Origin of the sequence: Reyranella sp. (genome assembly GCF_050185545.1) — a bacterium.
GTDB lineage: Bacteria > Pseudomonadota > Alphaproteobacteria > Reyranellales > Reyranellaceae > Reyranella.
In genome coordinates this window covers 1-19865 of sequence record NZ_JBFWZI010000140.1, presented here as the reverse complement: position 1 = coordinate 19865, position 19865 = coordinate 1, and the positions used below count along the sequence as shown (strand labels likewise).

20 protein-coding genes are annotated in these 19865 nt (G+C 66.9%); 15 read left to right on the top strand and 5 right to left on the bottom strand.

All coding sequences use genetic code 11. The annotated features are described in order from the left end of the window. The 6 genes from AB7O82_RS27735 to AB7O82_RS27710 all read left to right on the top strand — a co-directional run. Positions 1-608, top strand: a 608-nt coding sequence (locus AB7O82_RS27735; protein WP_428620670.1) for a GntR family transcriptional regulator, incomplete at its 5' end; no start/stop codon positions are given. A 30-nt stretch (positions 609-638) separates the two neighbouring features. Beyond that, positions 639-2372: an oxalyl-CoA decarboxylase gene (gene oxc / locus AB7O82_RS27730; RefSeq protein ID WP_428538732.1), complete on the top strand. Its 1734-nt coding sequence runs from the start codon at positions 639-641 to the stop codon at positions 2370-2372. Between the two features lie 168 nt (positions 2373-2540). Next, positions 2541-3857, top strand: coding sequence for a formyl-CoA transferase (frc, locus tag AB7O82_RS27725; RefSeq protein WP_428538740.1), 1317 nt, complete (start codon positions 2541-2543; stop codon positions 3855-3857). Between the two features lie 4 nt (positions 3858-3861). Further along, positions 3862-4791, top strand: a complete 930-nt coding sequence (locus AB7O82_RS27720) for a methionyl-tRNA formyltransferase (protein ID WP_428538734.1) — start codon at positions 3862-3864, stop codon at positions 4789-4791. A gap of 222 nt (positions 4792-5013) precedes the next feature. Further along, entirely contained in the window at positions 5014-6711 is a 1698-nt protein-coding gene (locus AB7O82_RS27715) for a formate--tetrahydrofolate ligase (RefSeq protein WP_428554210.1), read from the top strand. A gap of 336 nt (positions 6712-7047) precedes the next feature. Further along, positions 7048-7296 carry a hypothetical protein gene (locus AB7O82_RS27710; protein WP_428554208.1) on the top strand — a complete coding sequence of 83 codons (249 nt, stop codon included), beginning with the start codon at positions 7048-7050 and terminating at the stop codon, positions 7294-7296. A 242-nt stretch (positions 7297-7538) separates the two neighbouring features. On the opposite strand, the gene aceB is transcribed toward AB7O82_RS27710, so the two are convergent. Next, positions 7539-9224, bottom strand: a complete 1686-nt coding sequence (aceB, locus tag AB7O82_RS27705; protein ID WP_428554205.1) for a malate synthase A — start codon at positions 9222-9224, stop codon at positions 7539-7541. 124 nt (positions 9225-9348) lie between these two features. On the opposite strand from aceB, the gene AB7O82_RS27700 reads away from it, so the two are divergent. The 8 genes from AB7O82_RS27700 (at position 9349) to AB7O82_RS27665 (ending at position 16122) form a co-directional block, all read left to right on the top strand. Further along, the gene (locus tag AB7O82_RS27700; RefSeq protein ID WP_428554202.1) at positions 9349-10536 is read left to right on the top strand and encodes a urate hydroxylase PuuD; all 1188 of its coding nucleotides are present in this window, start codon (positions 9349-9351) and stop codon (positions 10534-10536) included. A gap of 4 nt (positions 10537-10540) precedes the next feature. Beyond that, positions 10541-11026 carry a hypothetical protein gene (locus AB7O82_RS27695; protein WP_428554199.1) on the top strand — a complete coding sequence of 162 codons (486 nt, stop codon included), beginning with the start codon at positions 10541-10543 and terminating at the stop codon, positions 11024-11026. After that, positions 11023-11400 carry a hypothetical protein gene (locus AB7O82_RS27690; protein ID WP_428554196.1) on the top strand — a complete coding sequence of 126 codons (378 nt, stop codon included), beginning with the start codon at positions 11023-11025 and terminating at the stop codon, positions 11398-11400. Before AB7O82_RS27695 ends, AB7O82_RS27690 begins: the two co-directional genes overlap by 4 nt. A gap of 186 nt (positions 11401-11586) precedes the next feature. Beyond that, positions 11587-12354 carry a crotonase/enoyl-CoA hydratase family protein gene (locus AB7O82_RS27685; RefSeq protein ID WP_428620669.1) on the top strand — a complete coding sequence of 256 codons (768 nt, stop codon included), beginning with the start codon at positions 11587-11589 and terminating at the stop codon, positions 12352-12354. 69 nt (positions 12355-12423) lie between these two features. Then, a complete protein-coding gene (locus AB7O82_RS27680; protein WP_428554714.1) occupies positions 12424-13719 on the top strand; it encodes a DUF2330 domain-containing protein in 1296 nt (431 codons plus the stop codon). A 1-nt stretch (position 13720) separates the two neighbouring features. Further along, entirely contained in the window at positions 13721-14608 is an 888-nt protein-coding gene (locus AB7O82_RS27675) for an RnfABCDGE type electron transport complex subunit D (protein ID WP_428554712.1), read from the top strand. After that, positions 14563-15585, top strand: coding sequence for an NADPH:quinone oxidoreductase family protein (locus AB7O82_RS27670; RefSeq protein ID WP_428554709.1), 1023 nt, complete (start codon positions 14563-14565; stop codon positions 15583-15585). The genes AB7O82_RS27675 and AB7O82_RS27670 overlap by 46 nt, the downstream gene beginning before the upstream one ends. A gap of 123 nt (positions 15586-15708) precedes the next feature. Next, positions 15709-16122, top strand: a complete 414-nt coding sequence (locus AB7O82_RS27665; RefSeq protein ID WP_428554706.1) for an STAS/SEC14 domain-containing protein — start codon at positions 15709-15711, stop codon at positions 16120-16122. A 56-nt stretch (positions 16123-16178) separates the two neighbouring features. Here AB7O82_RS27665 and AB7O82_RS27660 read toward each other — a convergent pair whose 3' ends face one another. The 4 genes from AB7O82_RS27660 to AB7O82_RS27645 all read right to left on the bottom strand — a co-directional run bounded on the left by AB7O82_RS27660 (position 16179) and on the right by AB7O82_RS27645 (position 18621). After that, positions 16179-16988, bottom strand: a complete 810-nt coding sequence (locus tag AB7O82_RS27660; protein WP_428554704.1) for a phytanoyl-CoA dioxygenase family protein — start codon at positions 16986-16988, stop codon at positions 16179-16181. After that, positions 16988-17764, bottom strand: coding sequence for a crotonase/enoyl-CoA hydratase family protein (locus tag AB7O82_RS27655; protein WP_428554701.1), 777 nt, complete (start codon positions 17762-17764; stop codon positions 16988-16990). The genes AB7O82_RS27660 and AB7O82_RS27655 overlap by 1 nt, the downstream gene beginning before the upstream one ends. A 136-nt stretch (positions 17765-17900) precedes the next feature. Next, positions 17901-18359, bottom strand: coding sequence for a MaoC family dehydratase (locus tag AB7O82_RS27650; RefSeq protein ID WP_428620668.1), 459 nt, complete (start codon positions 18357-18359; stop codon positions 17901-17903). Between the two features lie 10 nt (positions 18360-18369). Continuing rightward, complete coding sequence (locus AB7O82_RS27645) at positions 18370-18621, bottom strand: zinc-finger domain-containing protein (RefSeq protein WP_428620666.1); 252 nt, start codon at positions 18619-18621, stop codon at positions 18370-18372. On the opposite strand from AB7O82_RS27645, the gene AB7O82_RS27640 reads away from it, so the two are divergent. Further along, positions 18620-19624 (top strand): alpha/beta hydrolase, encoded by a 1005-nt coding sequence (locus tag AB7O82_RS27640; RefSeq protein WP_428620664.1) that lies wholly within the window; start codon positions 18620-18622, stop codon positions 19622-19624. The two genes, AB7O82_RS27645 and AB7O82_RS27640, sit on opposite strands and share 2 nt — an antisense overlap. Positions 19625-19865: the final 241 nt, after the last annotated feature.

Genomic DNA, 19865 nt, shown 5'->3' with positions numbered 1-19865 from the left:
TCATCGAATCGTCGGACATCTACCGCACCCGCACCGAGATCAGGCTCGACGAGCGCCAGCTGGCGCAGGATTTCGGCATCTCGCGCACGCCGGTGCGGGAGGCGATGGCGCAGCTCGAGCGCGAGGGCTTCGTGCGCTCGGTGCCGCGGCGCGGCGTCTATGTCGTGCGCAAGACCAAGCGCGAGGTGATCGAGCTGATCCAGGCCTGGGCGGCGCTGGAGAGCATGGCGGCGCGGCTGATCACCGAGCACGCGAGCGATGCCGATATTGCCGGCCTGCGTCGTCTGTTCGCGACCTTCGAGGGCAACAAGCTGCACGCCAAGCTCGACGAGTATTCCGAGGTCAACATCACGTTCCACCAGACCATCATCGAGCTCAGCGGCAACCAGGTTCTGATCCGGCTGGCCGAGAACCTGTTCACGCACATGCGCATGATCCGCGGCCGCACGATCGGCGAGGACGACCGCGTCGACCGCTCGATCCGCGATCACATGAACATCATCCGCGCGCTCGAGGCGCGCGATACCGAGCGCGCCGAGGATCTGGTGCGCCAGCACGCGCTCGGCCTCGCCGAACACGTCGACAAGCATGCAGACTATCTCGACTGAACGCAGATCGATCCATTCCGGGAGCAAGCCATGGCTGATGCAGCAGTGAAAACGCCCGCAGCGGCGGAAGAGGTGCAGGACCTGACCGACGGCTTTCATCTCGTCATCGACGCACTGAAGCTGAACGGCATCCACACGATCTACGGCGTGCCGGGAATCCCGATCACCGATCTCGGCCGCATGGCGCAGGCTGCCGGCATCCGCGTGCTGTCGTTCCGCCACGAGCAGAACGCCGGCTACGCCGCGGCGATCGCAGGTTTCCTCACCAAGAAGCCCGGCGTCTGCCTCACCGTTTCGGCGCCCGGCTTCCTGAACGGCTTGACGGCGCTCGCCCATGCCACCACCAACTGTTTCCCGATGATTCTGATCTCGGGCTCGTCGGAACGCGAGATCGTCGACCTGCAGCAGGGCGACTACGAGGAGATGGACCAGCTCGCCATCGCCAAGCCGCTGTGCAAGGCGGCCTACCGTGTGCTGCACGCCGCCGATATCGGCATCGGCTTCGCCCGCGCCATCCGCGCCGCCGTGTCGGGCCGCCCGGGCGGCGTCTATCTCGACCTGCCGGCCAAGCTGTTCGGCCAGGTGATGAGCGCGGAGGCCGGCAGGAAGTCGCTGGTCCAGGTGATCGATCCGGCGCCCGCCCAGATCCCCGCTCCCGCCGCCGTCACGCGCGCGCTCGACGTGCTGAAGGCCGCCACGCGGCCGCTGATCATCCTCGGCAAGGGTGCGGCCTATGCGCAAGCGGACGACGCCATCCGCAGCTTCGTCGAGAAGAGCGGCGTTCCATTCCTGCCGATGAGCATGGCCAAGGGCCTGCTGCCCGACACGCATCCGCAATGCGCCGGCGCCGCGCGCTCGACCGTCCTGAAGGATTCCGACGTCGTCATGATGATCGGTGCCCGACTCAACTGGCTCTTGTCGCACGGCAAGGGCCGCACTTGGGGCGATGCGCCGAAGAAGTTCATTCAGATAGACATCGAGCCCAGGGAGATGGACAGCAACGTCGAGATCGCCGCCCCCGTAGTCGGCGACATCGGATCCTGCGTCGCGGCGCTGATCGACGGCATGGGCGGCAACTGGCCCCATCCGCCGGCCGAGTGGACCGGCGCTGTCAAGGCCAAGCGCGACGAGAACGTCGCCAAGATGGCGCCACGCCTGATGAACAACAAGTCGCCGATGGACTATCATGGCGCGCTGGGCGCGCTGCGCGCCATCATCGCCGAGCGGCCGGACGCCATCCTGGTCAACGAGGGCGCCAACACGCTCGACCTCACGCGCGGCGTCATCGACATCTACCAACCGCGCAAGCGGCTCGACGTCGGCACCTGGGGCGTCATGGGCATCGGCATGGGCTCGGCGATCGCCGCGGCGGTCGAAACCGGCAAGCCCGTGCTGGCGATCGAAGGCGACAGCGCCTTCGGCTTCTCCGGCATGGAGGTCGAGACGATCTGCCGCTACAACCTGCCGATCTGCGTCGTCATCTTCAACAACGACGGCATCTATCGCGGCACCGACGTCAACCCGCTGGGCACCGACCCGGCGACCACCGTGTTCGTCAAGGGATCGCGCTACGACAAGATGATGGAGGCCTTTGGCGGCCACGGCGTCAACGCGACGACGCCCGACGAGCTGAAGCGCGCGGTCAACGCCGCGATGGATTCAGGCAAGCCCACGCTCGTCAATGCGGTGATCGATCCGGCGGCAGGCAGCGAGAGCGGCCGCATCGGCAATCTCAATCCGCAGAGCGCACTGCGCAAGAAATAGACCCCTATCCGCTGATCTGGAGGACCGACAATGGCCACGAAGAAGAAGACTGCATCTCGGGCGAAAGCCAAGGCGGTGCCGCGCAAGGTGGTGAAGCTCGCCTCGCGCAATCCGACCGCAAAGGCGAAGACGCCGGCCAAGGCGAAGGCCGCCGCCAGCGTCGTCAAGATGCCGAAGCGCTCGCTGAAGCCGTGGGGCCAGGATGGCAAGGCGCTGGACGGCGTGCGCATCCTCGACTTCACGCACGTTCAGTCCGGCCCGACCTGCACCCAGCTGCTGGCCTGGTTCGGCGCCGACGTGATCAAGGTCGAGCGGCCCGGCAGCGGCGACATCACGCGCGGCCAGCTCATGGATGTGCCCAACGCCGACAGCCTCTACTTCACCATGCTCAACCACAACAAGCGCTCGATCACGCTCGATTCCAAGAGCAAGGAAGGCATGCGGGTGCTCGAGCGGCTGGTGAAGACCTGCGACGTGCTGGTCGAGAACTTCGCGCCCGGCGCGCTCGACCGCATGGGCCTCACCTGGGAACGCATCCACACCTGGAACCCGCGCATGGTCGTAGCCTCGGTCAAGGGCTTCGGCCCCGGGCCCTACGAGGACTGCAAGGTCTACGAGAACGTGGCGCAGTGCGCCGGCGGTTCGGCCTCGACCACCGGCTTCCGCGACGGCCCGCCACTGGTCACCGGCGCGCAGATCGGCGATTCGGGCACCGGCCTCCATCTGGCCCTCGGCATCGTCTGCGCCCTGTTCCAGCGCAACCGCACCGGCCGCGGCCAGCGCGTGCTGACGGCGATGCAGGACGGCGTGCTCAATCTCTGCCGCGTCAAGCTGCGCGATCAGCAGCGCCTCGCCCATGGGCCGCTCACCGAGTATAGCCAGTACGGCGAGAACGTACCGTTCGGCGCGGCAGTGCCGCGCGCCGGCAACGATTCGGGCGGCGGCCAGCCCGGCTGGATCCTGAAATGCAAGGGCTGGGAGACCGATCCCGACGCTTACATCTACTTCATCACCCAGGCGCCGGTGTGGGGCAAGATCTGCGACCTGATCGGCAAGCCGGAATGGAAGACCGATCCGGACTACGCCACCCCGCCGGCCCGCCTGCCGCGCCTCAGGCACGTGTTCGACACGATCGAGCAGTGGACCATGACGATGACCAAGTTCGAGGTGATGAACGCCTGCAATGCGGTCGACATCCCCGTGGGCCCGATCCTGTCGATGAAGGAGATCGCCGAGGAGCAGTCGCTGCGCGAATCGGGCACAATCGTCGAGGTCGACCATCCCAAGCGCGGCAAGTACCTGTCGGTCGGCAACCCGATCAAGCTCTCCGACAGCATCACGGAAGTAAAGCGCTCGCCGCTGCTTGGCGAGCATACCGACGAGATCCTGTCCAAGGTGCTGAAGTTCACCGCCGCCGAGATCGCCGAGATCAAGGCGTCGGGCGCGACCGGCGAGGCACCGAAAGCCAAGATGGCAGCGGAGTAGCACCATGCGTATCGTGGTCCACGGCCAGCAGGCCTTCGGCAAGGCCGTTCTGGAGGCGCTGCTGAAGCGCGGCGAGAACATCGTCGGCGTCTACGTGGCGCCGGAGAAACCCGGTCAGCGTCCTGATCCCTTGAAGGAGGCGGCGCTGGCGGCCAAGCTGCCGGTATTCCAGCCGGCTTCCTACCGCAAGCCCGAGGTGTGGGAGGAGTTCAGGGCGCTGAAGCCCGACCTGCAGGTCATGGCCTTCGTCACCCTGTTCGTGCCCGAGGAGTTCCTGAACATCCCGACGCACGGCTCGATCCAGTACCATCCCTCGCTGCTGCCGGCCTATCGCGGCGCCAGCGCGATCAACTGGCCCATCATCCTCGGCGAGAAGGAGACCGGGCTGTCGATCTTCTGGCCCGACAATGGCCTCGATACCGGCGACGTGCTCGTGCAGAAGAAAACGCCCATCGGGCCGAAGGATACCCTGGGCACGGTCTATTTCGATCGCCTGTTCCCGATGGGTGTCGACGCCATGCTGGAATCGGTCGACCTGGTGAAGGCGGGCACCGCGCCGCGCATCAAGCAGGACCATTCGCGCGCCACCTACGAGGGTCGCTGCACGGCTGACAACGCCCGCATCGACTGGGGCAAGTCGTGGCGCCAGATCGACCCGCTGATTCGCGGCTGCAACCCCGCGCCGGGCGCCTGGACGACGCTCGACGGCAAGACCCTGCAGATCTTCGACATCGAGCCCCTGCCGGCGCGTGATCCCAAGGGCATCGGCGGCAAGCTCGGCGAGATCGTCGAGGTCTCGGCCGACGGCTTCACCGTGGTCTGCGCCGACGGCCGCATCAAGGTCCTGCGGGTGAAGCCGGCCGACGGCCCCAAGGTCGCCGCCGGCGAGTTCGCCACGGCCAGCAAGCTCGCGGTGGGAACGCGGCTGGGGTGAGTCTTCTCCTCCCCTTCGCGTAACCGCGAAGGGGAAGTGTCGCCGTCATACGGCGACGGAGAGGTCATGATCCGACCGCGGGCGTCACGCCCCCGACTGATCAAGTGCGGGCGAGACGCCCGCGGTCCGCAAGTTCCATGACCCCACCGCCGCCGGTTGACCGCGTCCCCACCCCAGCGAAGCTGGGGGTGCAAGCTGAAAGCAATTCGGAAGGAAACGTCGATGCCCGAGTCACAGCATGCAAACCCGAAGTCAGACATCCAGATCGCCCAGGAGGCGACCAAGCGGCCTATCCTGGAACTGGCGCGCGAGAAGCTCGGCATCGCGCCCGAGAACCTAGAGCCGTACGGCCACTACAAGGCCAAGGTGTCGATGGACTACGTCAAGTCGCTGCAGGGCCGGCCGAACGGCAAGCTGATCCTGGTGTCGGCGATCTCGCCGACGCCGGCCGGCGAGGGCAAGACGACGACGACGGTCGGCCTGACCGATGCGCTCAATCACATCGGCAAGAAGGCGATGCTCTGCCTGCGCGAGCCGTCGCTCGGACCGAGCTTCGGCATGAAGGGCGGCGCAGCGGGCGGCGGCTACGCCCAGGTCGTGCCGATGGAAGACATCAACCTGCATTTCACCGGCGACTTCCATGCCATCGGCGCGGCGCACAATCTCCTGGCGGCGCTGATCGACAACCACATCTACTGGGGCAATGCGCTGGGCATCGACGGCCGCCGCGTCGCCTGGCGCCGCGCCCTCGACATGAACGACCGCAGCCTGCGCCAGATCGTGTCGTCGCTTGGCGGCGTCGCCAACGGTTTTCCGCGTGAGGACGGCTTCGACATCACCGTCGCCTCCGAGGTCATGGCGATCTTCTGCCTGGCCAAGGATCTCGAGGACCTGAAGGCGCGGCTCGGCAACATCATCGTCGCCTACACCCGCGAGCGCAAACCGGTGCGCGCCGCCGACCTCAAGGCGCACGGACCGATGGCGGTGCTGCTGAAGGACGCGCTGGCGCCCAACCTGGCGCAGACCCTCGAGGGCACGCCAGCCTTCATCCATGGCGGCCCGTTCGCCAACATCGCGCACGGCTGCAATTCGGTGCTGGCGACGACGACGGCGCTGAAGCTCGCCGACTACGTGGTGACCGAGGCAGGCTTCGGCGCCGACCTGGGCGGCGAGAAGTTCATTGACATCAAGTGCCGCAAGACCGGCCTCGCCCCCGACGCCGTCGTGCTGGTCGCGACCATCCGCGCGCTCAAGATGCATGGCGGCATGAAGAGGGAGGATCTCAAGACTGAGAATCTGAAGGCGCTGGAAGCCGGCATGTCCAACCTGCAGCGTCATGTTGAGAACGTGCGCAAGTTCGGCCTGGTGCCGGTGATCTCGATCAACCGCTTCAGCGCCGACACCGAGGCCGAGATCGCGCTGGTCAAGTCGGCCTGCGCCAGGCTCGGCGTCGAGGCGGTGATGGCCGACCACTGGGCCGAAGGCGGCAAGGGCGCCGCCGATGTGGCGCGCGCCGTGGTCAAAGCGGCCGAGAGCGGCCAGAGCAAGATGAAGCTGCTCTATGCCGACGACATGCCGCTCGTCGAGAAGATTCGCACCATCGCCAAGGAAATCTACCGGGCGCGCGACATCGCGATCGCGAAGCCGGTGCAGGACCAGCTCGCGCAGTTCGAGTCGATGGGCTTCGGCAAGGTGCCGGTGTGCATCGCCAAGACGCAATACAGCTTCTCGACCAATCCCGACGCCAAGGGCGCCCCCGACGACCACGTCGTCACGGTACGCGAGGTGCGCCTGTCCGCCGGCGCCGAGTTCGTCGTCGCCGTGTGCGGCGACATCATGACCATGCCCGGCCTTCCCAAGGTCCCTGCCGCCAACAGCATCGACCTCGGGCCTGACGGCAAGATCGTCGGCCTCTTCTGATACCGACTCACCGCCAGGACGACTGGTCTACTCGGCGTAACATCACGTGATTTTCGCATGTGATGCTTAGATCTCTTCGCTCGTCCAGCGGCGGCTCGCACCCAATTCAACAGCCAGTGTCCAAACCAGGGTGCAGGCAAAATGACGACGTACCTCCCATCAGCGCCGAAGCCGGCGCGCTTGCGGTCGAACTTCCTTAGCGTCGCGGCAATACTCTCGAGCGCGATCCTTGTCGGCCACGCGGGATCGGCCGCAGCGGATTCCACCGGCGCGCGATCGCCGGCGGCAAATCCGCCTTCATCCGAGACTCCCGCGCAGGCGCTCGGCGAGGACACGATGGCCCGATGCCAGCAGCTCTACAGCCTGCTGTCGCGCCACAACTCGGACGGCTATGCCAGGCCCCTGGACGCCAGGATGGCGCTGGAACACTGTCAGAAGGGCAACGTCTCCTCGGGCATCGCAACGCTGAAGCGCGCCCTTGACCGCGCGCAGATCCCCATTCCGCCTGCGGAGGCGACCGCCCAGTCTCCCGCGCCAGCTCCCACACTCAGGCCGCGCGGCGAGAAGCGGCGCCAATCGCAGTAGGAGAGAGTCGCCGGTCGGTGCGTTCGTAGTCGGCCGCGGTCGGGCGGCGAGGCGGTCCGGTGGGCCGCCTCGCAGCCTTCGGATGTCGCGCCGCCAGACCAGCGCGTGTTTAGGCACTTGATGCGCTTGCCCCCGGCAGATTCACGTAGGCAAAAAATTCCGGCATCCCGAGCTGAGCCGCCCGAAGGAGCGGCGCAGTCGAGGGTCCTTATCTTTGCCGAAGCTGCAACAAGGTCCCCCCACTACGCCTCGTTGCGCTCGGCTCCGGTCGGCATGACGGAGCCTTTTGTCGTGTGCGACTGCCCCGCTTGGCCGTCTCTCACTCTCTCTTCCGCCACGATGCGCCCGTAGGCCGGCAGGGTCAGAAACTCCTCGAAGGTCGGGCTTTCGACCAGTTCGAGCAAGAGCCGGGCGGCGTCCTCGTAGCGTGCCAGGGCATAAGCTTCATCGCCGATCCGCGCCTGCACCCGCTCGTTCTCCTCGCGCACGATGGTGCGCACCAGGTCAGCCGTGATGGCGCGGCCATCCTCGAGCGTCTGGCCGTGGCGCAGCCACTGCCACACCTGGGCGCGACTGATCTCGGCCGTCGCGGCATCCTCCATCAGGTTGAACAGCGGCACGCAGCCGATGCCGCGCAGCCAGGCCTCGAGGTAGCCGATGCCAACCGCCACGTTGTGGCGCAGACCGGCCTCGGTCTTGCTGCCCTCGGGCACGGCGATCAGGTCGGCGGCACCGACATGCACGTCCTGGCGCTTGCGGGCGATCTGGTTGGAGCCCTTCATGATGGCGTCGAACTCGGCGCGCGCGATTGCCACCAGGCCGGGATGTGCGACCCAGGTGCCGTCATGGCCATCGCCCGCTTCGCGCTTCTTGTCGGCGCGCACCCTCTCCATGGCGGCCTCGTTCGCCGCTCCGTCGTTGCGGATGGGGATTTGCGCCGCCATGCCGCCCATCGCATGGACCTCGCGGCGATGGCAGGTCTTGATCAGCAGCTGGCTGTAGCAACGCAGGAAATGTGCCGTCATCGTCACCTGGCCGCGATCGGGCAGCACCGACCAGGCCTGCTCGCGGAACTTCTTGATGAAGCTGAAGATATAGTCCCAGCGGCCGCAATTCAGGCCGGCGGAATGCTGGCGCAGCTCCCACAGGATCTCGTCCATCTCGAAGGCGGCGAGGATGGTCTCGATCAGCACCGTAGCCTTGATCGAGCCCTGCGGCACGCCGAGCACGTCCTGGGCGTAGACGAAGACGTCGTTCCACAACCGGGCCTCGAGATGGCTCTCGATCTTGGGCAGGTAGAAGTACGGGCCAGTGCCGCGGGCCAGCGCCTCCCGCGCGTTGTGGAAGAAGTAGAGGCCGAAATCGAAGAGCGAGCCCGACATCGCCTGACCGTCGACCGTCATATGTCTTTCGACCAGGTGCCAGCCGCGCGGCCGCACGAAGAGGACCGCAGTCCTGTCGTTGAGCTTGTAGTCGCGGCCCGTCTCAGGGTCGGCGAGCTCGATTGACCGGCGCACCGCATCGACGAGATTCGCCTGACCCTCGATCATGTTGGCCCAGGTCGGCGTGCTGGCGTCCTCGAAGTCGGCCATGAAGACGTCGGCCCCGCAGTTCAGCGCATTGATGATCATCTTGCGGTCGACCGGGCCGGTGATCTCGACCCGGCGGTCGAGCAGGTCGGCGGGCAGCGGCGCCACCGTCCAGTCGTCCTCGCGAATGCCGGCCGTCTCGGCCAGGAAATCGGGCTTCTCACCGGCGTCGAGTCGCAGCTGGCGCTCGGCGCGCGCCGCCAGCAGTGCCTCGCGCTGGGGATTGAACCGGCGCTGCAGGTCGGCCAGGAATGCCAGCACCTCCGGCGTCAGGACCTTGTCGTAACCGGGCTCGATTGCGCCATGAATGACGACGCCCGCGGGAAGGTCCAACGCCATTTCGTTCCTCTTGCTTTCCAGGTGGGACGGGCGATTTACTGCCTCGGGCAACGCCGGGCCAGCTTCAAGCGACGTGATGTCAGAAAGCCGCACCCTGGCACGGCGGTTGCTGCGGGGATGAGGAATGGACGCGGCTTTCGTCGTCGAATGGCTGAATCTGGTGTTGCGCTGGGCCCACATGATCGTGGGCATCGCCTGGATCGGCGCATCCTTCTATTTCATCTGGCTCGACAACCATCTGCACAAGCCGCTCGATCCGGCCGACGAGGCCAAGGGCATCGGGGGCGAGGTGTGGGCCGTCCACGGCGGCGGCTTCTACACCGCCAAGAAGTTCGCCCTGGCGCCCGCGACGCTGCCGCCCGAGCTGCACTGGTTCAAATGGGAAGCCTATACGACCCTGATCACCGGCTTCTTCCTGCTGTGCCTCGTCTACTACTACGGCGCCGAGGTGGCGCTGATCGATCCGGCGGTGATGCCGCTCGACAAATGGGAAGCGATCGCCATCGGCCTCGGCTTCCTGGTGCTGGGATGGCTGGTATACGACGGCCTCTGCCGCTCGGCATTCGGCCAGGACGACCTGCTACTGGGCGGCCTGCTGTTCGTCTATTGCGTGATCGCGACCTGGGCGCTCTGCCACCTGTTCTCGGGACGCGGCGCCTACATCCATTTCGGCGCCATGCTCGGCACCATCATGGTGCTGAACGTCTACTTCGTGATCATCCCCGGCCAGCGCGAGCTGGTGCGCGCCAAGGAGGAAGGCCGCACGCCCGATCCGAAGTTCGGCGCCATAGGCCGGCAGCGCTCGGTACACAACACCTATTTCACCCTGCCCGTGCTGTTCACCATGATCAGCAACCACTACGCCGGCCTCTACGGCCACGAATGGAACTGGGTGCTGCTGATCCTGATCTCGGTGGCCGGCGCCCTCGTCCGCGTCTGGTTCGTGCAGCGCCACAGGGGCAACCAGGATCCTCTCGTGATGGCAGCAGGGCTGGTCGTGTTGGTGATCACCGCGATCCTTTCCCTGCCGCGTCCCGCCGAGAGCCTCGGCCCACCGGCCTCCTTCGCCGAGGTGCAGCCGATCTTCCAGGCTCGCTGCCAGTCCTGCCATGCCGTCAAGCCGACGCAGGAGGGCTTTGCCGCGCCGCCCAAGGGAGTGGTGCTGGAAACACCGGAGGAGATCCGCGCCCGCGCCAGCATGATTTACCAGCAGGTCTGGGTGACCAAGGTGATGCCGCCCGGCAACCTCACCCACATGACCGAGGCCGAGCGGCGCCTGATTGCGCGATGGTTCAAGGGCGGCGCACAATAGGGTCATGTACGTCCGCTCGGGTGGGTTGCCCTGGCGTCGTCTGCTGACGGCGGCGCTGGCGGCGCTGGCGATCTTCATATACTGGACGCACGTCACCGATCGTGGGGCGCGTGACATAGCGCGCGATCCGCTGTCCGCGGAAGCGCACGGCCCGCTGAGCGCCGAGGCGCGCGATTCATCCGGCACGCGCGCCTGGGGATCGGCGGTTGGGTTCGCCGACCAGCGTCGCCTCGACCAGCACTATGCCAAGCACGGCGCCGAGTTCGGCCGCATCACCAAGCAGGACTACCTGAGGCAGGCGCAGCTGCTGCGCGACGCCAAACCGGTCGACCCCGTGCTCGAGGCCGTCCGGCGCGACGGCGTGATCACGCGCTTCGATCGGCAGACCGGGGCGTTCATCGCCTTCAACCCCGACGGCGTCATCCGGACCTTCTTCAAACCCAACGACGGCGAGCGCTACTGGCGCCGCCAAGCGGAGCGCGGAGAATGAAGCCACCTCCACCGCCTGGCCCGCCCAAGGTCGCCGATCTCTGCGAGCTGATCGACCAGTGGGCCGAGTTCACCGGCGATCTCGACAAAGGCTACAGCTTCGACCTCGACAACTGGCTGAACGACGTCGACGTGCGCGAGCTGATCCTCGAGGCCCTGCCGATGTTCAGCCGCGAGGAGATGGGCGAGCATGCGCTCAAGCTCGACCAGGCCGACGCCGCCTTTCGCGCCGCCACGCGCGACTTCAAGAAGTGCGTCTGGGGCAAGGGCACGGCGCGCAAGGAAAGATGGACGCCGGAGAAGAACTGGTGGTATTTCCGCACCCCGCTCAGCTCCAACGCCCAGCTCGAGGACGAGTTGGCGACGGTGAGGTAGTTCAAGTTCCTCCCCCGTTATCTCGGGAGGTGGCCCGGAGGGCCGGAGGGGGAGAGCCTTAGTCGAGATTCATGACAACCCGACGTCGGCATTTCATAGATCTCGACTGAGGCCGCCCCCTCCACTCCGTATGACTGTGGCACCTCCTCCGTAAGTCGGGGGAGGCAAAGCTATTCAGAGGAACAAATGACCCCGCCCAAGATCCTCGTCGAGACCACGGGACCGGTCACGACGATCGTCATCAATCGGCCGCAGGCGCGTAACGCGCTCGACAACGAGGCGGCGCATGCACTGGCGGCGGCGTTCCGCACCTTCGAAGCAGACGCCGACGCCAAGGTTGCGGTGCTGACCGGCACGGGCGGCGCCTTCTGCGCCGGCGCCGACCTGAAGGAGCTGGGTGCCGGCACCGACTATTTTCCCTGGGCGGGCAGCGCCGAGGGCCCGCTGCGCGCGCCCCTCGCCAAGCCGGTCATCGCCGCCGTCGAGGGCCATGCCTGCGCCGGCGGCCTGGGCGTGGCACTGTTCTGCGACATCCGCCTCGTCGACGAGACGGCGGTGTTCGGCGTGTTCTCGCGGCGCTGGGGCGTGCCGATGAGCGACGGCACCACGGTGCGCCTGCCGCGCATCGTCGGCCAGGGGCGCGCGCTCGACATGCTGCTGACCGGCCGCGCCGTCGGCGCCGACGAGGCAATCGCAATCGGCCTCGCCACGCGCAAGGTCGCGCGTGGCACGACGCGACAGGAGGCCGAAGCGCTGGCGCGGCAGATCGCCGGCTTCCCGCCGGTCGCCATGCTCTCCGATCGGCAATCGGCCTACGAGAGCTTCGATCGCGATCAGGCCGCGGCCGTGCAGCGCGAGATGGAGCTGTCGATCGCCGCACGACGCCTCGAATCGCAGAAGGGTGCCGCGCGCTTCGCCGCCGGCGAAGGACGTGGCGGTAAATTCGCCAAATAGCTGGCATCTCGCCAACTGACCGCCATCTTCGCGCTTGAGAGTTGCAGCCGCTACCGAGGAGAGAGTGGCATGCTGAAGCGGATTCTGGCTGTGATGGCACTCGCAATCGTTCCGCTTCAAGCCCAGGCCTTTTGCGGCTTCTACGTCGGCAAGGCCGACTCCTCGCTGTTCAACGAATCGAGCCAGGTCATCCTCGCGCGCGACGGGCAGCGCACGACCATCTCCATGCACAACGACTATCGCGGCGAGCTGACCGAGTTCGCTCTGGTCGTGCCGGTGCCGGTGGTCCTCAGGAAGGAGGACGTCAAGGTGCTCGACCAGAAGGTCTTCGAGCGCCTCGATTCCTACACGGCGCCACGCCTGGTCGAGTATCACGACGAGGATCCCTGCAGCCCCAGGGAACGGGTGGCGATGATGTCGGCGATTCCCGCGCCGACCAGCGTGCCGCGCGGCTCGCAGGACCAGCGCGTGCGCGTCGAGGTCTTCTTCACTGTGGGCGAGTACGACATCGTCATCTTGTCAGCGCAGGAGTCCGATGCGCTGGAAGCCTGGCTGACCCAGCACGGATACAACATCCCCAGGGGCGCCAGTGCGGCGCTGCGCCCCTATGTGCGGCAGGACATGAAGTTCTTCGTCGCCAGGGTCAATCTCAAGGAACACGCCAAGGGCGGCTCGCGCTACTTGAGCCCGCTACAGTTCGGCTTCACCAGCGATAAGTTCATGCTGCCGATGCGGCTCGGCATGCTGAACGCCAAGGGACCGCAGGACCTGATCGTCTACACGCTGACCCGCAAGGGTCGGGTCGAGGCCTCGAACTACCGCACTGTCAAGATGCCGACGGGCGTCGATCTGCCGATCTACGTACGCGACCCGGCGGTGTTCAGGGACTTCTACAAGACGATGTTTGCCCGTCTCGCCGAGGAAGACCGCTTTCGCACGGTCTTCACCGAGTACGCCTGGGACTCGGCGTGGTGCGATCCCTGCGCGGCGCCACCACCGCGTGACGAGGAGATCGTCGCAGCCGGCGCCACCTGGGTCGCCGACGGCACCAGCACCCGCCGGCGCGGCGCTTCGGTCGCCGTCACCCGCCTGCACTTGCGCTACACGCCCGACAGCTTTCCCGAGGACCTGATGCTGCAGGAGACGGCCGATCGGGCGACCTTCCAGGCGCGCTACGTGCTGCGCCATCCGTGGACCGGCAACCCGTACAAGTGCGGTGCCGCCCTGGGCTACTTCGCCCAGCTGGGCGAGCGCGAGGACCAGGAGGCCCGCGCGCTGGCGAGACTGACCGGCTGGAACCTCGCCGAGATCCGCGCCCGCCTGCCCAGGCGCTCGACGCCGATTCCGCTGCCAGCGACGCCGTAACATGGCCGCCGTGCTGCGCGGACTCGACGCCCGCTGGCTGCAGATCGGCGCCGTGGGCGGACTGCTGATGTTCGGCGTGCTGCTGCGCGACTTCGCCTTGCGCTGGGAGCAATCCGCGCTGTGCTTCGCCAGCGCTCTCGCCGCGCAATGGGCTTGGATGCGCATCCTCGGGCTCAGGAATACCGGCTACCTGAGCGCCATCGTCACCGGCATCGGCCTGTCAGTGCTGGTGCGCGCCGATTCGCTGTGGGTCCATCCACTGGTCGCGGTACTCGCCATCAGTGCGAAGTTCACGGTGCGCATCGGCAACAAGCACGTCTTCAATCCCGCCAATCTCGGCGTCATGATCGCCATCCTGTTCCTGCCCGGCGCCTGGCTGTCGCCCGGCCAATGGGGCTCCGACGTGATCGCCGCCCTGTGGTTCGTCGCGCTCGGCGTGACGGTCACGGTGTCGGCCAAGCGCTTCGACATCGCCTGGGCGTTTCTCGCCTGCTACGGCCTGCTGCTGGTCGGTCGTCTGCTGTGGCTCGACCAGCGCTGGGCGGTGCTGCTGAACCAGCTGAGCTCGGGCGGCCTGCTGCTTTTCACCTTCTTCATGATCACCGATCCGATGACCACGCCGAACGACCGGCGCATGCGCTGGCTCTACGCCGCGCTGGTCGCGGTGCTTGCCTTCATCTGGCAATTCGTCTGGTATCGCAACGGAGGGCCGGTGTGGGCGCTGTTCCTGCTCTCGCCGCTGGTGCCGCTGCTCGACTGGTTGCGACCGGGAGCCAGGCATCAGTGGCGATCGCCGATGGAACCCGCAACGGCCCGACCTGCGTCTGTCCTCACGGAAGTTCCATGCGCGCCCTCGTCTGTCACGCCTACGGTAGCATCGACACCCTGAAGCTCGAGGACATCCCTGTGCCCGAGCCCGGGCCGGGCGAGATCCAGGTGCGTGTCGGTGCGGCGGGCGTGAGCTTCGCCGCCATGCTGGGCGTCCAGGGCAAGCATCAGAACAAGCCCGCCCTCCCCTACGTGCCGGGCAACGAGCTTGCCGGGCACGTGACCAGGCTCGGCCCCGGCGTCACCAATGTCCATGTCGGCCAGCGCATCTGCACCGGCGTCAGCCAAGGCGGCTTCGCCGAGTATGCCGTGGCGATCGCCGAGAACGCGATCCCCATCCCGGAGATCATGCCGTACGCCCAGGCCACGAATTTTCCCACCCTCTATCCCACCGCCTATGGCGCGCTGAAATGGAAGGCCGACATGCAGCCCGGCGAGGTGCTGCTGGTGCATGGCGCGGGCGGCGGATCGGGACTGACCGCCATCGAGGTCGGCAAGGCCATGGGCGCGATCGTCATCGCCTCGGCCGCCGGCAGAGACAAGCTCGCGGCGGCACAGGCGGGCGGCGCGGACCACCTGATCGACTACCGCCGCGACGATCTCAGGGCGCGAGTGCTCGAACTGACCGCGGGCCGCGGCGCCGACGTGATCTACGATCCGGTGGGCGGCTCGGCCTTCGATGTTTCCCTGCGCTGTGTCGCCCCCGAGGGCCGGCTCATTCCCATGGGATTCGCCAGCGGCACCATCCCGCAGATCCCGGCCAACATCCTGCTGGTCAAGAACGTGACGGTGATCGGCTTCTACTATGGCTACTACAACGGCTGGGGCGGCAAGGCACCGCCGACGCCGAAGGAGGCGGAAGGCCTCGCGCGACGACGCGCGATGGTCGCGGAGGCACAGCAGGAACTGATGCGCTGGTTCACCGAGGACAAGCTCAAGGCCACCGTCGCCGCCACCTACGATCTTGCCGATTGGGTCGACGCCTTCCGGCTGATCGAGCAGCGAACTGTCGTCGGCAAGGCCGTTCTGGTTGCGTAGCGCCGGATTGCACCAAGACTTGCTCGCACCGCGCATGTGCGCCGACGGATAACGATTTTGTTATCATTGCCAGTGCAGTAATGGTTCATCGACACAGCCCGCCGTCTTGTCGTTGGCGACGGTGTGGCCGCATACTTGTTCATGCCGGTCAATTGGACGATTTCGCATCCCGAGCGCCTAGTTATCGCCGTTGCCGAAGGCACGGTCGCGCTGCAGGAGATCGAGCGGTATCTCGACGGTGTCGTCACGTCGAACGCGCTGTCCTATCGCAAGATCTTTGACGTGACCGAGATGGTAGTTCACCCTCCCGACGAGTACATGATGATGCTCGCGGCGCGCATCCGCGCCTATCCTGCCTTCGGTCGCTTCGGCGCCTTGGCGATCGTCGCGCCGGGCGATCGGTCTCGCTGGATGGCGCGCCTCTACACCGAACTCGCGGAAGTCGATCGTCCCATCAAGATCTTCCGCAATCGCGAGGCCGCGCGCAAATGGCTCGACGCGCAGCCCGGGGTCGATCCGCCACCCGATCCCCAGTGAATGATTAGTTGCGGCCGTCAGGCTGCGCGGCGTTTGTCTGTGGCTGACTCACTTCCTCAGCCGAGCACCTTCGGGAACATCGCGCAGGCCAGCCGATCGCCCGGCGCCAGGCCGTGGCCTTCGATTGGCGGCGAGATCTGGCCGACCCGCGCCGCATAGCGCGCATCGTCGCCGCACCAACGCGTCGCCCAGGCCCGGCGCCGGCGCGACGTCGAGAGGTTTCCCGAGGCGCCGTGCAGGGTGAGCGCATGGAAGGCGATTACGTCGCCAGGCTCCATGTCCCAGGCGAGGAACTCGTGGCGGTCGCGTTCTGCGTCGAAATCGGGCAACGGCTCGAAGCGCGCATCCTGGACCGTGAGATCGACGCCGCCCTGGCGAAAGAACTTGGGCTGGAACCAGCGGCCCCAGTGGTGCGAGCCCTTGACGTACTCGACGCAGGTCGCGCGGTCGACCGGATCGAGCGGCAGCCACAGCGAGACGATCTGCTCGCCATCGATCGGATAGTATGGCTGGTCGTGGTGCCAGGGCGTGCGCTCGCGCGTGCCCGGCTCCTTCACCAGCAGATGGTCGTGGTAGTACACGACCTCGCGCGAGCCCATCAGCCGAGCGGCGATCTCGCGCGCCGGCGAGTGGAAGACGAAGTCGCGGGCCGCGGGGTGGCGCTGCCAGAGCTGGAAATCGACGAAGAAGAGCCCGGGCGAACCGGCCGGCGTGTTGAGCCGCACCATCGGTCCGGGATCGGCCATGTCGACATCAACTGCCGCGCGCAGCCTGTCGATCCAGTCGAGTGAAAAGGCGCCGCGCAGGCACACCGCGCCGTCGGCGCGATAGCGTGCGACCTCGTTGTCGGTCGGCAGGTGGGTCATCAGAAGTCTCCGAAGCGTCCGCCGCGGCCCTTGCCGGCGGCGAAACGCGCAGCGCCGGAGCGTGCCTCGGCCTGCAAAGCCGGGATGCCGCGGCGTCCTTCGTTGACCAGGGCCCGGGCAACATCGAGACCCCATTGCTCGTAGGACGACTGGCGGTCCGAGCGCAGGCAGGTCTGCGGGAACCGGGCGAGCTGCTCGGCGAGGGCAATCGCCTCGTCAAGCGCACGGCCCCCGGGGACGACTCGGTTCGCGAGTCCCCACTCCAGGGCCTCGCGCGCGCCGACCTCGCGGCCCGTCAGGATCATGTCGAGCGCGCGGCTGTGGCCGATGAGGCGTGGCAGGCGCACCGTGCCGCCGTCGATCAGCGGCACGCCCCAGCGCCGGCAGAACACGCCGAACTTCGCCGTCTCCGAGGCGAGGCGCATATCGCACCACAGGGCCAGCTCCAGTCCGCCCGCCACGGCATAGCCCTCGACCGCCGCGATCACAGGCTTGGACAGGAGATGCCGCGTCGGCCCCATCGGGCCGGGACCTTCCGGATCGTGCAGGCCGGCGCCCTCGCGACCCGCGGCGACCTTGAGATCGTAGCCAGCGCAGAACGTGCCGCCGCGACCGGTCAGGATCGCGACCGACTGGGCGACGTCGGCGTCGAAGGCGAGAAAGGCCTCGCGCAGCAGCAGGGCGGTTTCGGGATCGACCGCGTTGCGCGCTTCGGCGAAGCGATCAATTGCGACGACCGTTATGGGACCCTGTTTCTCGACCGCGACCTTTGCCATGTCGGCGCGTCCTCCTGCGTGAATGCGTTTCGCGCGCTACTCCTCTTGCGCACCGCGGGCGTCTCGCCCGCTCAAGCTCAAGAGCGGGCGAGACGCCCGCGGTCCGCATCGGTGGCAGCCGCCATCGTGAGCCCGCTCAGCGCCCCTGCATCATGCGCAGGGGAGTGTAGACCAGCACCGTCTGGTCCTTCTGGTTCTTCACGACGTTGGTCGTGCGTACCAGCGCCCGCGACGGGTCCTTGGAGGTCGGCCGGATCTCGCTGACCTCGATCTCGACATGGATCGTGTCGCCAACATAGGTCGGCCCCTTGATGTCGAAACCCATAGACAGAAAGGCGAGGCCGGCCCCTTGCAGGGTCGCCGGAATCACCAGCCCCTCGGCCATCGAGAAGACCAGCGCGCCCGGCACGGGATGGCCGCCGCGCATGGGGGCGTGATGGGCGATGTATTCCTTGTTGGTGAACAGCTCCTCGGAAAAGCCACAGAGAGTCACGAAATTGAGCAGGTCGGCCTCGAACAGCGTGCGGCCGTAGGTCTTGAAGCGGTCACCGATTGCGAGGTCGCGCCAGTTCCAGCCCTCTCCCAGCTGCTTCACAGCCGCCTCCTCAGTGGGCGTGCGCCCCGGCGCCACGGCCGGAGCGGGCGCCTTCGCGCAAGACGTACGTCCGGCTGCAGTAGGGGCATTCGACCCGCCCTTCTTCGCCCAGGTTGAGATAGACTTTAGGATGACCGAGTGGACCGCCCCCGCCGTCGCAGGCGACCCGGTCGGTATCGACAGAGATGAGTTCAAAAGGTTCCGTCACGACTTCCTTCCTTTCGCGCCGGCGGATGATAGCGGTCACCGCCGCTGCGGTCATGCTTCCCGCCTGCGCCCCGACCGTCACGCCTGCCGGCACCACGGTGCGCGCCCCCGCCCTGTCGGATAAGCGCTACATCGCAGCCGACGGCACTTCCCTGCCGGTCGCCACCTGGCCTGCGGCAAATGGTTCCCCCAGGACGGTGATCCTGGGCCTGCACGGCTTCGGCGACTATCGCATGGCATGGGACGAGCCGGCGACGATCTGGGCCCAGCAAGGCATCACCACCTATGCTTACGACCAGCGCGGATTTGGGGATAGCCCGACCCGGGCGCGCTGGCCCGGTACCGAGGCGCTGGTCGACGATGCCCGGGCCATGGTGCTGCTGGTCAAGGCGAAGCACCCGGGGCTGCCGATCTACCTCGCCGGCGAGAGCATGGGCGGGGCCGTGTCGCTGGTCGCGGCCGACCGCGGCGTCGAGATCGACGGGCTGATCCTGTCGGCACCGGCCCTGCGCTCGCGCGATACGTTTGGTCCGATCGCCAGCGCCGGGCTCTGGTTCTTCGCCCATACGATTCCCTGGATGCCCTCCGGGCCGACCTCCATCGACTACATGCCGACCGACAATCCCAGGACCCTGGAAAAGCTGCGCAAGGATCCGAAGATGCTGCGCCAGGTGCGGCTGGACATGGGCTACGGGTTGGTCGGCCTGATGGACGACGCCCGCGCCTCGGCCGAACGCATCAAGGTGCCCTACCTCATGTTGCACGGGCTGGGTGATCGCATCGTGCCGCAGGACCCCGTGCGCGCCGCCATCGAGGTGATGCCGCCGCGACCCGATTCGAAGCTCGCCTTCTACAAGAACGGCTATCACCTGCTGCTGCGCGACAAGGAGGGCGACAAGGTCGCCGCGGATGTCGCGGTGTGGATCACCGACCATCAAGCGGCGCTGCCCTCGGGCGCCGACGTCACGCGTTCCCATCCCGACATCGCCGCCATGTGGGGCTCCCGGCGCAACAATCGGCCGGGACCGCTGCTCACAGAAGGCCAGGGCGGGAATTGAGTTCCTCCCCCTCCCCAGCTTCGCTGGGGAGGTGCCCTCGTCTTACGAGGGTGGAGGGGTCATGGCTCTTCCGGACCGCGGGCGTCTCGCCCGCTCGGATCATGAGCGGGCGAGGCGCCCGCGGTCCGCATGATTCATGACCCCTCCGCCGCGTATGACGCGACACCTCCCCGGCTTCGCCGGGGAGGAAGACTTGAAACGGGCCAACGGGTGCTTCTAGAATCAGTCTCCCGTTAGAATT

What these genes read in the sequence shown, in the direction of transcription:
- oxc (WP_428538732.1), top strand. Translation starts at nt 639, where the DNA reads ATGGCTGATGCAGCAGTGAAAACGCCCGCAGCGGCGGAAGAGGTGCAG.
- frc (WP_428538740.1), top strand. Translation starts at nt 2,541, where the DNA reads ATGCCGAAGCGCTCGCTGAAGCCGTGGGGCCAGGATGGCAAGGCGCTG.
- AB7O82_RS27720 (WP_428538734.1), top strand. Translation starts at nt 3,862, where the DNA reads ATGCGTATCGTGGTCCACGGCCAGCAGGCCTTCGGCAAGGCCGTTCTG.
- AB7O82_RS27715 (WP_428554210.1), top strand. Translation starts at nt 5,014, where the DNA reads ATGCCCGAGTCACAGCATGCAAACCCGAAGTCAGACATCCAGATCGCC.
- AB7O82_RS27710 (WP_428554208.1), top strand. Translation starts at nt 7,048, where the DNA reads ATGGCCCGATGCCAGCAGCTCTACAGCCTGCTGTCGCGCCACAACTCG.
- aceB (WP_428554205.1), bottom strand. Translation starts at nt 9,224, where the DNA reads ATGGCGTTGGACCTTCCCGCGGGCGTCGTCATTCATGGCGCAATCGAG.
- AB7O82_RS27700 (WP_428554202.1), top strand. Translation starts at nt 9,349, where the DNA reads ATGGACGCGGCTTTCGTCGTCGAATGGCTGAATCTGGTGTTGCGCTGG.
- AB7O82_RS27695 (WP_428554199.1), top strand. Translation starts at nt 10,541, where the DNA reads ATGTACGTCCGCTCGGGTGGGTTGCCCTGGCGTCGTCTGCTGACGGCG.
- AB7O82_RS27690 (WP_428554196.1), top strand. Translation starts at nt 11,023, where the DNA reads ATGAAGCCACCTCCACCGCCTGGCCCGCCCAAGGTCGCCGATCTCTGC.
- AB7O82_RS27685 (WP_428620669.1), top strand. Translation starts at nt 11,587, where the DNA reads ATGACCCCGCCCAAGATCCTCGTCGAGACCACGGGACCGGTCACGACG.
- AB7O82_RS27680 (WP_428554714.1), top strand. Translation starts at nt 12,424, where the DNA reads ATGCTGAAGCGGATTCTGGCTGTGATGGCACTCGCAATCGTTCCGCTT.
- AB7O82_RS27675 (WP_428554712.1), top strand. Translation starts at nt 13,721, where the DNA reads ATGGCCGCCGTGCTGCGCGGACTCGACGCCCGCTGGCTGCAGATCGGC.
- AB7O82_RS27670 (WP_428554709.1), top strand. Translation starts at nt 14,563, where the DNA reads ATGCGCGCCCTCGTCTGTCACGCCTACGGTAGCATCGACACCCTGAAG.
- AB7O82_RS27660 (WP_428554704.1), bottom strand. Translation starts at nt 16,988, where the DNA reads ATGACCCACCTGCCGACCGACAACGAGGTCGCACGCTATCGCGCCGAC.
- AB7O82_RS27655 (WP_428554701.1), bottom strand. Translation starts at nt 17,764, where the DNA reads ATGGCAAAGGTCGCGGTCGAGAAACAGGGTCCCATAACGGTCGTCGCA.
- AB7O82_RS27640 (WP_428620664.1), top strand. Translation starts at nt 18,620, where the DNA reads ATGCTTCCCGCCTGCGCCCCGACCGTCACGCCTGCCGGCACCACGGTG.
- AB7O82_RS27645 (WP_428620666.1), bottom strand. Translation starts at nt 18,621, where the DNA reads ATGACCGCAGCGGCGGTGACCGCTATCATCCGCCGGCGCGAAAGGAAG.